This window comes from Achromobacter sp. GD03932 (assembly GCF_029839485.1).
Taxonomy (GTDB): Bacteria; Pseudomonadota; Gammaproteobacteria; order Burkholderiales; family Burkholderiaceae_B; genus Achromobacter; species Achromobacter bronchisepticus_A.
On record NZ_JAOCAT010000044.1, the window covers coordinates 1 to 14,735 of the forward strand.

The window sequence follows — 14,735 nt, forward strand, 5'->3', positions numbered from 1 at the left end:
TGGCGTCTTAAGAACCAACGGAAGCCACAGCAGCAGCAGCAGCAGCAGCAGCCAAAAAACCTACGGCCGCCCCCGCAACCACTCCTCAAGATCAGCAGCCGGCAACGGCGGCGAAAACAAAAACCCCTGCCCCGCCGCACACCCCTGCTCGATCAAGAACCGCCGCTGTTCTTCATTCTCAACGCCTTCAGCCACCACAGGCAGGCTCAGGCTCTCGCCGATACGAATCACCGCGCTGGTCAACGCCCTAGCCGCGTCATCGCTCTCCAGCCCCTGCACGAAACTGCGATCCAGCTTCAGTTCATCCACGATCAGTCGCCGCAAATGCCCCAGGCTGGAATAGCCAGTCCCGAAATCGTCCATCGACAGCCGCACGCCCAAGCGGTGCAGCTCCGCAATCGTCCGCAACGTACCCGCCGTCGCGTCCAGCACCACGCCTTCCGTGATCTCCAGCATCAGATCCGCCGCCGCCAGCCCAAACTCGGCCAGCGTCGCCTCGATCAACCGCGGCAGATTCAAATTGTGGAAATTCGTCGCCGACAGGTTCACCGACACCGACGGCACCCGCAGGCCCTTCGCCCGCCAGACCGCCAGTTGCGAACAAGCCTCGTGCACCGCCCAGTCGCCCAGGTCGCCGATCAACCCGCATTCCTCGGCCAGCGGCACAAAGCGCGCCGGCGAAATATCGCCCTGCGTCGGATGACGCCAGCGCGCCAGCGCCTCGACGCCGTATAGCTGGCCGTTCTTCAGCCCCACCTGCGGCTGATAATGCAACCGCAAGGCCTTCGCCTCCAGCGCGTCGCGCAAGGCCGCCTCCAGCGCCAGGCGCTCCTGCGCCTGCCGGTTCATCTCGGCGCTGAAGAAAGAGATGCGGTTGCGCCCCGCCGTCTTGGCCTGGTACATCGCCATGTCGGCATGGCGCAGCAGCGTATCCATGTCGCGCCCGTTCTCCGGGAACACGCTGATGCCGATGCTGACCGAAGGATTCAGCGTGATGCCGCCCACCGAGAATGGCTGAGCCAGGGCGACCAGCACATGCTCCGCCGCGGTCGTCAGGCGACCGTGTTCGAAGTCCGGCATCAGCATCACGAACTCATCGCCTGACAGGCGGCCCACGATGTCGGTCGCGCGCGCCAGGCGGCGCAAGCGTTGCGCCACGTCGCGCAGCAACGCGTCGCCTATGGGATGGCCCAGCGTGTCGTTGACCTGCTTGAAGCGATCCAGGTCCAGGAACAGGACGGCGACACGCTTGCGCTCGGGTTCGGCTCGCGCGATGGCCTGCTCGGCCTGCGCCAGCAGCAGGTTGCGATTCGGCAGACCGGTCAGTTCGTCGTAGAACGCCAACTGGCGGATCCGGGCGCGAGCCTCCTCGCGCTCCAGCGCCAGCGCGCACAGGTACACGCACACGTCCACCAGCCGGTGGTGGAAATCATCGGGCAGACGCCGCTCGCGGAAATAAAAACCGAAGGTGCCTATGACCCGGCCGTCGCTGGACTTGATCGGCGACGACCAGCAGGCCTTCACGTCGTCCGGCAGCGGCAGGTGGCGATAATCGTCCCACAGCGGATCGGTGGAGATGTCCGGCACGATCACCGGCCGGCCCAGGAAGGCGGAGGTGCCGCAAGCGCCCGCCTGCGGCCCGATGGCCACGCCGTCCAAGGCGTCGGTATAGGCTTGCGGCAGGCTGGGCGCGGCCAGCGGCCGCAGCAGCCCGGCGTCATCCACCCGCAGGACGCTGGCCGCGACTTCGGGCGCCAGGCGTTCGACCTCGCGGCACACCATGTTCATGACCTCGACCACCGAGGCCTCGTTGACCATGGCTTGCAGCACGCGGCGCTGCAGGACTTCGTGCACCTTGGTGGGCGTGATGTCCGTCAGCACGTCCACGATATTGACCAGCGCGCCGCGTTCGTCGAACACGGAGTTGGCCATCACCGACACCCACAGCGGGCGGCCGGCGCGGTCGTAGACCAGCACGTCCTTGTGGTAGCCCTCGCGGCAGGCGATGCGGCGGCCCAGCTCTTCGCGCGTGCCGCCGTCCGGCCGGCCGCCGGCCAGCAGTTCGCCCAGCTCCTGATTCACGGCGTCGCCGCGGGCAAAGCCCAGCATGCGCTGGAAGCCGTCGTTCACGTAGAGGATGCGGCCGTCCTTGCCCGACACCGCGACGGCGTTGCCGGTTTCGTTGATGCCCAGCAACAGGAGGCGGATCTCTTCCTGGCGATCGGCGTCCGCGATGGACTTGCGGGAGATGACGGATATGCGGACGACCTCGCCGGCTTCACCGGCGATGGGCATGTAGGTGGCTTCGATCCAGACAAAGCCGCCATCCTTCTTGCGGTAGCGGCAGGTGCCGGTGAAGTGCTTGCCGCCCAGCAGCCTGGCCCAGACCTGCTCGCCGCCGACGATGCCCTTGCCTTCGTCCATGCTGTCGCACAGCATGTCATGGCGCAGCGCCAGGGCCTCTTCGCGGGCGTAGCCCACCAAGGCGAGAAAATTCGCGTTGGCGTTCAACAAGGAGCCGGCCGGGTTGAAATCGAACAGCAACAGCGCCCTATCCATGGACGCCAGGTATGTGCCCGGATGCCATGCGGCGCCTTGCGGGCGCTCGTCGGTAACGCCTGGATAAGAATCAAGCATATGGGGCTCCATGCCGGATAACAGCTGATCCGGTTTCATCTGCGCTTCGGAAACCCGAGTTCGACGCGGTCGCGTCCGTCCTGCTTGGCCAGGTACAGGGCCTGGTCCGCGCGGCTAAGCGTTTCAGAGAAGGTTTCTCCCAACTGGTGGTATGCCATGCCTATGCTGACCGTCAATCTCAACACGCCATCCCCCACCGTGATCGCCAGGGCGCGCACCGCGCCTACCAGCCGGTCCATGACGCGCTGGGCGTCCTCGGGCTGGGTGCTGGGCAGCAGCACCAGGAATTCCTCGCCGCCCCAGCGGCCGCACAGATCGTATTCACGCAAGTTGTTGCCCAGCGCACCGGCCAGTTCCACCAGCGCGCGGTCGCCTGTTTCATGGCCATAGCGGTCGTTGACCGACTTGAAGTGATCCACGTCCAACATCGCCACGACGAAAGTCGAACCGCCACGGGACACGCGCAGGACCTCCTGCTTGATCATTTCCATCAAGGCGCGCCGATTCAAAAGGCCGGTCAGGGGATCGCGATTGGAGGTTTCCTGCAATGCGGAGTTCAGGTCCCGCATCATGTTCTGGTAATGGTCCGAGATGCGCGCGATGCGGGTCAGGCGGCGCAATTGCCGGTCGAAACGGTCGCACAGGCCCAGCTCGCGCTCGTGCGCCATGCTCTGGTAGGCGTCCGACAGTTGGGTCACGCGCTCGATGCGCGCCATCTGCTCGGCCGTATGCCGCCAGAGCGCGTCCAGCGCTTCATGCAACGGATGGCCCTGATAGGCCGGGTCCGCCAGCAATTCGGCGATGCGCTTGTCCAGCTGGGCGGCGTCGGATTTCATTGGCGGCCGACAACCGAAAAGGGAAACGTGCAGTCTTCCTTGAATTCCTCGGCCAGTTCGCCGACGCGCTCATTGCGCATGTCGTAGAACCAGGTGACGCTGACCTCGCGGCCCTTGTTGTGGGCAGCCTCCAGCAGATCGAAGATGTCCATGACGGACTTGATGCTGCTGGTGTTCAGGTAAAGCAGTTCCAGTTCCAGCTTCAGGGGTACGGCGCTGCTCAGCAGATAGGCTTCGACCCATTCGATGACGGGGCCGAACAGCTCGAAGGAATTCTCGGGATAGGAGTCGCCGCGCATCGCCAGCACGCCCGCTGCGGTGTCGGCGGTGATGGCGGGCGTGGACTGGGTCCCGGGAATGTTCAAATCGTTCATTAGTTGCTCCAAATATATTCTTGGCCGGGCACGCCTTCAGATCACGACGCTCAGGCTGAAGAAAGCCTGTCCGGGCGCCGTGGCGGGCGTCAGGCTGGCCTCCAGCGGCGCACCGGCGCGGCGGGCGATATCGATCAACCCCAGACCGGCGCCCGAGGCGACGCCCTGGGCGCGCGGCTTATGCAGCTGCGCCTTGTACTCGGCCTTCAGCGCCGCCTTGTCCAGCGCGGCCAATTCCTGGATACGGGCGACCAGCGCCTCGCCGTCCTCCGCCTTGACCAGATTGCCTGCGGACACCACGTAGCGGCTTTCATCGCGGCGACCGATCACCACGGTGGCCGAGGCGTCCAGGTCGTCATGCAGCGCGGCGTACTGGCGGATGTTCTGGATCATCTCGATATAGACGGAGAAAACGTCCATGGCCTCGGCCGGCCGCGCGTGCTCCGCGTTCAGATAGTTCTTGAGCGCATTGCCGATTTCCTCGATCAGGCTGCGGGAAGTCGGTCCGTTGAAGCACAACAGAGTGCGATTCTGGTTGAACCGTTCGCCCAATGCGTAAAGATCGGAGGCATTCATGGGGGTAACCGCCCTGATAACGTTTATTCGAAACGGAACGACAGCAAGGTGATGTCATCACGCTGCGGCCGACCGCCTTGGTACTCTGCCAGCGCCTGGGTAAAGGCGGCCGCCTGTTCGGTTAACGGCCGGCGCGCGTGCGTCTTGAGCATTTCCGCAAACCGCGTATTGCCAAAGCCAAAGCCGTGCTCGCCTCCCGCCTGGTCCAGGAACCCGTCCGTGACCAGGTAGTAGGTCCAGCCGGGTTCCATCCGCAGTTCGATGTTTTCGTAGATCTCGGTGCGCTTGTCTCCCAGCGCCCGCTTGCCGCCGGGCACCTCGCGCAGTTCCTCGCCGTTGCTCGTGTACAGGCTGATCTTGGCGCCCGCATAGCGCAGCCGACCGGCCTGGCGGTCAATATAAACCAGGGCCGCATCGGTATTCGTAGCCAGCGCACGGGGCAATTGCGCGTCCGCAAGCATGGCGCGGATGGCGCTGTCGGTGCGGGTCAGGATGGCCGCCGGGTCGGCCGGGCCGGCCTCGGCGATCGCCAGGTCGATGGCCGCGCGGGCCAGCATGGTCATCAGCGCGCCGGGCACGCCGTGGCCGGCGCAGTCCATGATGCCCAGCAGGCAGTTGGCGCCGTCGGAGCGGAAGACGTAGAAGTCGCCGCCCACCACGTCGCGCGGCTTCCACAGCACGAAATGGTGCGCGCCCAGCGACTGGGTCAGCTGGCGGTCCGGCAGGATGGCGCGCTGGATCAGGCTGGCGTAATCGATGGAATCGTCGATCTTCTTGTGCGCGGCGGCCATGGCGCGATTGGCGTCCTCGAGTTCGGAGGTGCGCTCGCGCACCTTGGTTTCGAGTTCGGCGGTGTGCTGGCGCACCTTGTCCGCCATCACGCCGAAGGCGCGGCTGAGGTCGCCGATTTCGTCCTGGCCGCCCGGAGGCAGGCGCACGTCATAGCTGCCGTCGGCGATGGCCCGCGCCGACTGCTGCAGGCGGCGCAAGGGGCGCAGCATCAGGCGTTCAATGGCGTAGCCGAAGCACAGCAGCATAGCCGCGAACAGCACCACCAGACCGATAGCCGCGGGCCAGAGCCAATCCGTGTCCAGTACCCGGGCCGCGCCCAGGTCCACCACCGTCAGCACGTGCCAGTGCAGTTCCGGCATGTAGGCCACCGAAACCAGCTGGCGGATGCCGTCCATCTTGACCCAGGCGGATTGCACCGACTGCGGGTCGGTCCGCGCCGCCTTCATGGCCGCGGCCAGCTCGGCGCGGCCTTCGCCGCCGTCCAGCAGATTGAATACCGTGCCGCGGGCAACACCGCCCGCGCCAGAGTTGTAGGCGATGAGCGAGGCGTCCATGTGCGCCTGGATCGCGCCTTCCTCGTCGACGATGATGGGCGTGACCCCGGGCTGGCCGCTGTTGACGAAATCACGCAGGAACCCGCCTACGTCCAGACCGGAACCGGTCAGGCCGATGACCCGGTCGCCGTCGCGCACCTGGACGTTGATCCAGACCTTGGTGGTCTTGAGCTTCAGGTCCGGGTTGACGTTGATGTTGTATTTGGCGGGCGACGCCAGCGTCAGGTAGAACCAGGCGTCGTCGGCAGCGCCTTTGCTCAGCGTGTAGCGCGGTGTCTCGGACAGGGGCTGGTCGTCGTTGAAGTAATAATTGCCCGAGGCGGCGCTGGCGATGAAGTAGGCGCGTCCCAGCAGATCGCGGCGGTAGCCGTCGGCTTCGCGGAAGAACAGCTCGCGCGCGGCCGGATCGCTTTCGTGCCGCAGCCAGCGGCGCGTGACCTCGCTATCCGCCAGCCGCAGCGACAGGGCCAGTTCGCGGGACACCGGCGCCAGGATGCGCTGGCGGTTCAATTGCGTGAAGTTGTCGGAGAAAGCCCGTCCGAAGTGCTCCCTGACCCCGTCCAGCACCTGCCAGCCGATCAGGGCCGCCGGCGCCAGGGCGACCAGGCACGCCAGCAACAGCGCCATCAACGATTTTCTGCGCAAACCCCATTTCGCCATGCAAAGTCTTCCTTACTGCCTGATAAGACGTAACGTGCGTGAAGGGGACGCATGGGTAGGCTTTCGTTGTGTAACGATGTTTCGCCGCGCGCTTGCCCCGCTAGTCCAGCCATGAGCCTGTTGCTGGCGTACCCGCGAGGCACGTCCGGCGCGACAAGTGTAGAGAACAGTGGTTCCAATTGAAACAGGAGCAAACGCTTGTAAGACGCCTGGGCGTCCTAAGTTGCACTGTTGCAATGTAAATGTCGATTTATTGCTTTTTATGTCACGACTGCCGGCATTTGCCTGTTTACATTGCAGCTTTCTTGCTACACGCCCAGATAGCGTTCCCAAAGGCCGCGATCGGCGTCCAGCGCCTGCGAGTCTCCGGTCCACACCACCTTGCCGCGCTCCAGGATCACATGGCGGTCGGCCAGGCTCAGCAGCCGTTCGACGTATTTGTCGATGACCAGGATGGTCTGGCCGGCCTGGCGCAGGCGCGCCAGGCAATTCCAGATTTCCTCGCGGATCTTGGGCGCCAGGCCTTCGGTGGCCTCATCCAGGATCAGCAGCCGCGGATTGGTGACCAGCGCCCGGCCAATGGCCAGCATCTGCTGTTCGCCGCCCGAAAGCTGGTTGCCCATGTTGCGGGCGCGTTCGTGCAGACGGGGGAAGAGTTCGAAGACGCGCTCCGGCGTCCAGGGTTCGCCGATGTCCGGATTGCGCGCAGCGACGAAGGCCGTCAGGTGCTCGCGCACCGTCAGGTTCGGGAAGCACTGCCGCCCTTCCGGCACGATGGCCATGCCGACCCGCGCGATGCGGTCCGGACTCCAGCCGCTGATGTCCTGGCCCGCGAACTGGATCTTGCCGCCGCGCAGGGGCAACTGGCCGAACAAGGTGCGCAGCAGCGTGGTCTTGCCCATGCCATTGCGGCCCAGCAAGGTCACGACCTGGCCCGCGCCGATCTGCAGGTCCACGCCAAACAGCACCTGGCTGGCGCCATAGCCGCTCTTGGCGGATTCGATGGTCAGCATCACGCGGTCTCCTCGTCGCCCAGGTAGGCTTGCCGCACTTCCGGGTTGGCGCGGATTTCGTCAGGGGTGCCGGTCGCGATGACGCGGCCGTAGACCAGCACCGACAGGCGGTCGGCCAGGCGGAACACCGCCTGCATGTCGTGTTCGACCAGCAGCATGGCGGCGCGGCCGCGCATGGATTCGATCAGTTCGGTCAGGCGCACGGTTTCATCCGGCCCCATGCCCGCCATGGGTTCGTCCAGCAGCAGCACGGCAGGCCGTGCGGCCAGGGCCAGCGCGAATTCGACCTTGCGCTGTTCGCCGTGCGGCAAGGTGCCGGCCGGGCGTTCCAGCAGGCTGGCGTCGATCGCGCATTCCCGTGCCAGCTCGCGCGCCTGCTCGTACAGGGCCGATTCGGCGGCGCGCGGCTTCCAGAAGCGGAAGCTGCTGCCGGCGTGCGCCTGCACCGCCAGCACCAGGTTGTCGAGCACCGAGGATTGTTTGAAGATGTTGGTGATCTGGTACGACCGCGATAGCCCGGCCGCGACGCGCTGGTGGGCGTTCATGCTGGTGACGTCGCGTCCGCCCACCGTCAGCTTGCCCGAGTCCGCCGTCAACGTGCCGGACAGCAGATGGATCAGCGTGGACTTGCCCGCGCCATTGGGGCCGATCAGGGCGTGGATCTCGCCCGGGTTCAGGGACAGCGACACATTGTCGGTGGCGACCAGCGCGCCAAAGCGGCGCACCAGTCCCGTGGCCTGCAGGGCTGGCGTTACAGCTGCGTTCATGATCCCGCCTTGCCGGATTGGGTGGCAGCGGCGCGGCCGCTGAACAGGGGGCCGAACAGCCCGACCAGGCCGCGCGGCGCGCCGAACACCACGCACAACAGCAGCACGCCCAGGGGCAGATGCCAATATTCGGTCCACAGGCGCAGCACTTCCTCCAGGGTCAGCATGACCACGGCGCCGGCCACGCCGCCATAGCGCAGGCCGATGCCGCCCACCAGCACCATGATCAGCAGGTTGGCCGACTGGGTCCAGTGCATCAGGCTGGGCGAGATGAAGAGGTTGTGGTTGGCCAGCAGCGCGCCGGCCAGGCCCGCCACCGCGCCGCTCAGCGTGAAGGCCATCAGCTTGATGCGATAGACCGGATAGCCCATGGATTCCATGCGCGATTCGTTCTCGCGTATGCCTTGCAGGGCGGTGCCGAAGCGCGAGGTCACCACGCGGCCGAACACCCACATGATCAGCGCGAACAGCGCCAGCACCAGGTAATAGAAGCTGACGTCATTGGCCAGGTCCAGGCCCGGCAGGCTGGAATAGCCCGGCAGGTTCAGCCCGTCCTCGCCGCCGTACTGGCGCAGCGAGATGAAGATGTAGAACAGCATCTGCGCGAAGGCCAGCGTGATCATGATGAAATACACGCCGCGGGTGCGCAGCGAAATCGCCCCCGTGATGCAGGCCAGCACCGCCGCCAACAGCATGGCCACCGGCCAGACGATCAAGGCGGACGTCACGCCCGACATGGCCAGGATGCCGACCGCGTAGGCGCCCGCGCCGAAGAAGGCGGCATGCCCCAGCGCCACCATGCCGCCGTAACCCAGGATCAGATTCAGGCTGGTCGCGGCCAGCGCATAGATCAGCACGCGCCGTACGAAGGAAATATAGAAGTCCAGGCCCAGCGCCGGCGCGACCAGCGGGAACACCGCCAGCGCGGCCAGCAGGACCACGGTCCAGATCATGGATTTCATGCTCAACCCCGCGCCGGAAACAAGCCGGAGGGCCGGAACACCAGCACTGCCGCCATCAATACGTAAATGGCGATGGCGGCCAGCGTCGGCCCGACGCTGGAAGCCACGGCCGGAGAAAAGACCTGGCGCAGCAGCATGGGCAGGAAGGCCCGCCCCGCCGTGTCCACCATGCCCACCAGCAGCGCGCCGACAAAGGCGCCGCGAATCGATCCGATGCCGCCGATCACGATGCACACCAGCACCAGGATCAGGATTTCCTCGCCCATGCCCACCTGCACCGAAGTGATGGGGCCGAGCAAGGCGCCGGCCACGGCGGCCAGCATCGCGCCCAGCACGAACACGCCCAGGAACAGCAGCGGCACGCGCACGCCCATCAGGGTGGCCATCTGGCGGTTGGACGCCCCCGCCCGCACCAGCACGCCCGCGCGGGTGCGCGTCACGAACCAGTACAGGCCCGCGGCGGCGGCCACGCCGAACACGATGATCATCAGGCGGTAGGCGGGATAGAGCAGGTCGGGCAGCAGCCGGACCGGGCCGGACAGCGCGGCCGGCATGTTCAGCATGACCGGGGCAGGTCCCCAGATCATCTTGACCAGGTCATTGGCGATGAGGATGACGGCGTAGGTGCCCAACACCTGGGCCAGGTGGTCGCGCAGCGCCAGGCGGCGGATCAGCGTAAGTTCCAGCACCACGCCGACGATGCCGGTGGCGACGGCCGCCACCAGGACGGCGGCGGTGAATGAACCTGTGCGCTGCATGGTTTCGGCGGCGACATAGGCGCCGGCCATGTAGAGCGAGCCGTGAGCCAGATTCATGATGTCCATGATGCCGAACACCAGGGTCAGCCCGGCCGCGATCAGAAACAACATCAACCCAAACTGCAGACCGTTCAGCAATTGCTCGACGATCAGCGTAAACGTCATGAACACTTCCCCCTGCCGCGAATTGCCAATGGCCTGGTTCGCGGCCTAATCATTAAAGCCATCTGATTGCGCATCGCGTCCGCGCACCAAGCACGACGCATGCTGCGGTGCCACCCGATCCAGATGCCGCGGATCCGGCTCCGCCGGTCCGCAGGCATGCCCCCTTGAGGGGGAAGCGCGCAGCGCTTCGGGGGTGGGTCTTTCCCTCTACAACTTGCACTCGCCGACGTAGACGTCCTGGTACTTGTCGAACACCTTGCCCACCAGCTTGTTGGTGATGCGGCCGCTGCCGTCCTTGTCGACGACGCGCAGATAGTAGGACTGGATGGGATAGTGGTTCTTGCCGTAGGTGAAGCTGCCGCGCACCGAGGGGTAGTCGGCCTTTTCCAGCGCGCGCACGATGGCTTCGCGGTCGGAGGCCTTGCCGCCGGCCTGCTTGACGGCGGCGTCCATGGCCATGATCACGTCGTAGGCCTGGGCGGCGTACACCGAGGGGTAGCGGCCGTTGTATTCCTTGCGGAAGGCGTCGACGAAAGCCTTGTTCTGCGGCACGTCCAGGTCATGCGCCCACTGCGCCGTGTTGTACATGCCCAGCATGGGTTCGCCCACGGCCTGGATCACGTCCTCGTCGGCCGAGAAGCCCGGGCCGATCAGCTTGACGCTTTGCGACAGGCCGGTCGAGACAAACTGCTTGACGAAGTTGATGCCCATGCCGCCCGGCAGGAAGATATAGACAGCGTCCGGCTTGGCGGCGCGGATCTGCGCCAATTCGGCGGCGTAGTCGATCTGGCCGAGCTTGGTGTAGACCTCGTCGCCCGGGGCGGTCTTGTAGCCGCGCTTGAAGCCGTTGAGCGCATCCTTGCCGGCCGGATAGTCCGGGGCCATGATGAACATCTTCTTGAAGCCGCGATCCGCCGCGACCTTGCCGGCCGCTTCGTGGAAGGCGTCGTTCTGGTACGACGTGCCGAACCAGTACGCATTGCATTGCGCGCCGGCGAACTGGCTGGGGCCGGGGTTGTTCGACAGGTACGGCACCTTGGCCGCGAACAGCGCGGGGCCCACGGCCAGCGCCACGTTCGAGCCGATGGGGCCGGTGAAGAAATCGACCTTGTCGCGCTGGATGTAGCGCGTCACCAGTTGGCGGGCCTGGTCGGGGTTGCCGCCCATGTCGGTCTGCACGAATTCGGCGGGCTGTCCGCCCAGCTTGCTGCCCAGTTGCTTGATGGCCAGGTTGAAACCGTCGCGGGCTTCGGCGCCCAAGGCGGAGAACGGGCCGGAGATGTCGTTGGCGATGCCGACCTTGATGGTGTCGGCGCCGGCCAGTGCCGGCACCAGGGCGGCGGCGGCCAGAAGGGAAGTGATCAAACGCATGGTGGTGTGCTCCGTGCGCGAGCCCGCGCAGAGGGTGTTCTTTTTTGAAATCGCGATTCGAAAAACTTCGTGCAGCACAGCCAAGGCTGGCGTGCTTCATAGTTTAGGTTTAAAGTATTCGGCAAAACAAGTCTAGGGTTTTTACCAAAGGGTTTTTACTAATAAGCTACCGCCATGGTTACCCTCCACCCAAACTATGAACACGCCGTGCCGGCTACCCGGCGCGACGTTCGCGCGACAGTACCCGACATCCCGCCGATACTCAAGAAGCGCGCCGCCGGCCACGCCGCGGCCCGCCTGACGATCCTCGATCGACAGCATCTGGCGCCCGCCCCTCATTCCCGGTAATTTCCATAGCCATGACCGATACTCCCGACCTGGAATCCCGCGCCGCGCCCGACGATCACCATGCGCTGCGCCTGTGGCTGCGCATGCTGACCTGCGCCAATCTCGTCGAGAGCGAGATCCGCAGCCGCCTGCGCAATGAATTCGACACGACCTTGCCGCGCTTTGACCTGATGGCGCAATTGCAGCGCGCGCCCAAGGGCATGAAGATGGGCGAGCTGTCGCGCCACATGATGGTCACCAACGGCAATATCACCGGCATCACCGACCAGCTCGAAAAAGAAGGCCTGGTGGTGCGCACCAAGGTCGAATCCGACCGCCGCAGCTCGCTCATCAAACTTACGCCGCTGGGCAAGAAGAGCTTCGCCCGCATGGCCCGCGCCCATGAATCCTGGGTCAAGTCCATGTTCGGCGACCTGCCCGAAAGCACCCGCAACGCGCTGTTCCAGGCCCTGGGCGAACTCAAGCTGCAAGTGGTGGCAACCCGCTCCGAATCCGCCAAGAACTGAACGCCCGCAGGCGCCCATGTCCGCCTGCGGATTGGCGCATAATTGCCGCCATGATTCCGGTTTCTCTCCCTGGCGGTAATTTCTACGTGCTGATGGCAGCTTCGCTGGCCTGCCTGGCTACGCTGTTGACCTGGCTGGCCGTGCTGGCCACCACCCCCAGCGCCCGGGAATGGCTTGGCGGCCACCGGCGCGGCGGCGCCGTCCTGATGGCCTTGCTTGCCATCGTCGGCACCATCTTTCCCTATCAGCAGTTCAGCCTGTGGTTCTCGGCCCGGCAAAGCGCCCAGGCCGACGCCGACCGCAAGACCGTGCTGGCCCAGTCCACCCAGCTGGCGGGCGTGGAGATGCCGGCCGGAACCGTGCTCAGCCTGGCCAAGCCGGGCGATCTGGCATCGTTCGATCTCGCCGTCTTCCCCGAAACCCACCCCGCCTCCATCCAGGGGGTCGCGGCCACGCGCATGTTCCGCTACCCGGCCAGCAGCAAGCAGGCCGAGACCCTGTCGGTGGAGATCGCCCGCGACCAGGCGCAGGACGGCTGGCTGTGCGCGCATGGGCACCGCCTTGAATTCGTGCTGCACGACGGCCGTCCTCGCTTTGCCAGCTGCCATCTGGCCATCGGCAATACCCTGAACCAGCAACCCGTGCCGCCCGGCGCCTGGCTCAAGGTCGTCAATGGCGGCAGCGCCGCCGGTGCGCCGCGCTGGCTGCTGCGCACCGAAGGCAGCGAGGCGCTGGAGGTGGCCCGCATGCCCATGCTCAAGGTGGACATGCAGCTGGACAGCCAGCGCCGCATGCTGGATTTCGAAGGCCTGCTGGCCCGCGAAACCGTACTGGGCGACATGACCTACCAGCCCGGCACCCGGGTGCTGGCCGCCAACGCCCGCCTGCCGGGCGCCCAGCCCGGCGATATGCTGTTCTCGCCCTCGCGCGGGCGTTCGGCGCGCCGTGCGGGCGGCGAAGACGTGCCAGCGGGCAAGTCGGTGCTGCAGGCCCCGGACGGCGCCGTGCGCAGCGTGCTGGGCAACCGCGAGGCCGGCGTGCTGGACGTCGCGGCCATGCGGATCGGCCCCTGACCGGACGCTGTCCCATTCCGGTGGGATAATACGAAGCTTTCCCCCGCGCGCCGCCTCGCCTGGCGGCGATTCCGTCCTGCTCATACATGAGACGAAGTCATGGCCGTTAATCTGCAGATCCCCTCCGAGTCCGAAATTTTTCCTGTTGCCGGCGTTGAAATCGGCGTTACCGAGGCCGGCATCCGCAAAGCCAACCGACGCGACCTGACCGTGTTCCGTTTCGCACAGGGCACCAGCGTGGCCGGCGTGTTCACGCGCAACCGCTTCTGCGCCGCGCCGGTGCAGGTTTGCCAGGCCCACCTGGCCGCCGGCGGCCCGATCAGCGCGCTGGTCATCAACACGGGCAACGCCAATGCCGGCACCGGCGAAGAAGGCCTGCAGAAGGCCAAGGACACCTGCGCCGCGCTGGGCAAGCTGCTGGGCGTGCCCGCGGCCGAAGTCCTGCCCTTCTCCACCGGCGTCATCCTGGAGCCGCTGCCGCTGGACCGCCTGGTGGCCGGCCTGCCCGCCGCCATCGCCGACCTGGGCGCCGACCACTGGTTCAGCGCCGCCCACGGCATCATGACGACCGACACCCTGCCGAAGATTTCTTCGGCCAAGGTGCAGATCGACGGCAAGACCGTCACCTTCACCGGCATCAGCAAGGGCGCCGGCATGATCCGGCCCAACATGGCCACCATGCTGAGCTTCCTGGCCACTGACGCCGGCATCGCCCAGCCGCTGCTGTCCAAGCTGGCCGGCGAAATCGCCGACGCCTCGTTCAACCGCATCACGGTCGACGGCGACACCTCCACCAACGACTCCTTCATCATCGCCGCCACCGGCAAGTCGGGCGTCGAAGTGAATGCCGAATCCGATCCGGCCTACGCCGCCGTGCGCGCAGCCCTGACGGCCGCCGCGCTGGAACTGGCCACCAAGATCGTGCGCGACGCCGAAGGCGCCACCAAGTTCATGACCATCCGCGTCGAAGAGGCCGGCACCACCGAGGAAGCGCTGAAGGTGGCGTACGCCGTGGCCCACTCGCCGCTGGTCAAGACCGCTTTCTTCGCCTCGGACCCCAACCTGGGCCGCATCCTGGCCGCGGTGGGCTACGCCGGCATCGACGACCTGGACGTGTCCAACATCCGCCTGTGGCTGGACGACGTGCTGGTGGCCAAGGACGGCGGCCGCAACCCCGCCTACCAGGAAGCCGACGGCCAGCGCGTGATGAAGCAGGCCGAGATCCAGGTGCGCATCGCGCTGGGCCGCGGCCAGGTCAGCGACACCGTCTACACCTGCGACTTCTCGCACGAATACGTGTCGATCAACGCCGACTACCGCTCCTGATCCGAAACTTCCGGGAC

At 65.9% G+C, this 14,735-nt stretch carries 13 protein-coding genes; 3 read left to right on the plus strand and 10 right to left on the minus strand.

Going from position 1 to position 14,735, the window contains the following annotated elements; genetic code table 11:
* Window positions 1–60: 60 nt before the first annotated feature.
* The 10 genes from N5C88_RS28670 to N5C88_RS28715 form a co-directional block, all read right to left on the minus strand.
* On the minus strand, window positions 61–2,637 hold the full coding sequence (locus N5C88_RS28670; protein WP_280016707.1) for an EAL domain-containing protein: 2,577 nt from the start codon (window positions 2,635–2,637) through the stop codon (window positions 61–63).
* A 35-nt stretch (window positions 2,638–2,672) separates the two neighbouring features.
* Window positions 2,673–3,473: a biofilm regulation diguanylate cyclase SiaD gene (siaD, locus tag N5C88_RS28675; protein ID WP_059373982.1), complete on the minus strand. Its 801-nt coding sequence runs from the start codon at window positions 3,471–3,473 to the stop codon at window positions 2,673–2,675.
* Complete coding sequence (gene siaC, locus N5C88_RS28680; RefSeq protein ID WP_059373983.1) at window positions 3,470–3,847, minus strand: biofilm regulation phosphoprotein SiaC; 378 nt, start codon at window positions 3,845–3,847, stop codon at window positions 3,470–3,472. The genes siaD and siaC overlap by 4 nt, the downstream gene beginning before the upstream one ends.
* 36 nt (window positions 3,848–3,883) lie before the next feature.
* Entirely contained in the window at window positions 3,884–4,423 is a 540-nt protein-coding gene (gene siaB, locus N5C88_RS28685; protein ID WP_059373984.1) for a biofilm regulation protein kinase SiaB, read from the minus strand.
* Between the two features lie 23 nt (window positions 4,424–4,446).
* Window positions 4,447–6,429: a biofilm regulation protein phosphatase SiaA gene (gene siaA, locus N5C88_RS28690; RefSeq protein ID WP_205736582.1), complete on the minus strand. Its 1,983-nt coding sequence runs from the start codon at window positions 6,427–6,429 to the stop codon at window positions 4,447–4,449.
* A gap of 308 nt (window positions 6,430–6,737) precedes the next feature.
* On the minus strand, window positions 6,738–7,442 hold the full coding sequence (locus N5C88_RS28695; RefSeq protein ID WP_059373986.1) for an ABC transporter ATP-binding protein: 705 nt from the start codon (window positions 7,440–7,442) through the stop codon (window positions 6,738–6,740).
* Window positions 7,442–8,209, minus strand: coding sequence for an ABC transporter ATP-binding protein (locus N5C88_RS28700; protein WP_054459230.1), 768 nt, complete (start codon window positions 8,207–8,209; stop codon window positions 7,442–7,444). Before N5C88_RS28700 ends, N5C88_RS28695 begins: the two co-directional genes overlap by 1 nt.
* Window positions 8,206–9,171: a branched-chain amino acid ABC transporter permease gene (locus N5C88_RS28705; RefSeq protein WP_118931450.1), complete on the minus strand. Its 966-nt coding sequence runs from the start codon at window positions 9,169–9,171 to the stop codon at window positions 8,206–8,208. Before N5C88_RS28705 ends, N5C88_RS28700 begins: the two co-directional genes overlap by 4 nt.
* A 2-nt stretch (window positions 9,172–9,173) precedes the next feature.
* The gene (locus tag N5C88_RS28710) at window positions 9,174–10,094 is read right to left on the minus strand and encodes a branched-chain amino acid ABC transporter permease (protein WP_013391329.1); all 921 of its coding nucleotides are present in this window, start codon (window positions 10,092–10,094) and stop codon (window positions 9,174–9,176) included.
* A gap of 207 nt (window positions 10,095–10,301) precedes the next feature.
* Complete coding sequence (locus N5C88_RS28715) at window positions 10,302–11,465, minus strand: ABC transporter substrate-binding protein (protein ID WP_118931449.1); 1,164 nt, start codon at window positions 11,463–11,465, stop codon at window positions 10,302–10,304.
* 359 nt (window positions 11,466–11,824) lie between these two features.
* On the opposite strand from N5C88_RS28715, the gene N5C88_RS28720 reads away from it, so the two are divergent.
* From N5C88_RS28720 to argJ, 3 genes are all read left to right on the plus strand, one after another.
* Window positions 11,825–12,319, plus strand: coding sequence for a MarR family transcriptional regulator (locus tag N5C88_RS28720; protein ID WP_059373990.1), 495 nt, complete (start codon window positions 11,825–11,827; stop codon window positions 12,317–12,319).
* 50 nt (window positions 12,320–12,369) lie between these two features.
* Window positions 12,370–13,392: a hypothetical protein gene (locus N5C88_RS28725; RefSeq protein WP_118931447.1), complete on the plus strand. Its 1,023-nt coding sequence runs from the start codon at window positions 12,370–12,372 to the stop codon at window positions 13,390–13,392.
* A gap of 99 nt (window positions 13,393–13,491) precedes the next feature.
* Entirely contained in the window at window positions 13,492–14,718 is a 1,227-nt protein-coding gene (gene argJ, locus N5C88_RS28730; RefSeq protein ID WP_054459243.1) for a bifunctional glutamate N-acetyltransferase/amino-acid acetyltransferase ArgJ, read from the plus strand.
* Window positions 14,719–14,735: the final 17 nt, after the last annotated feature.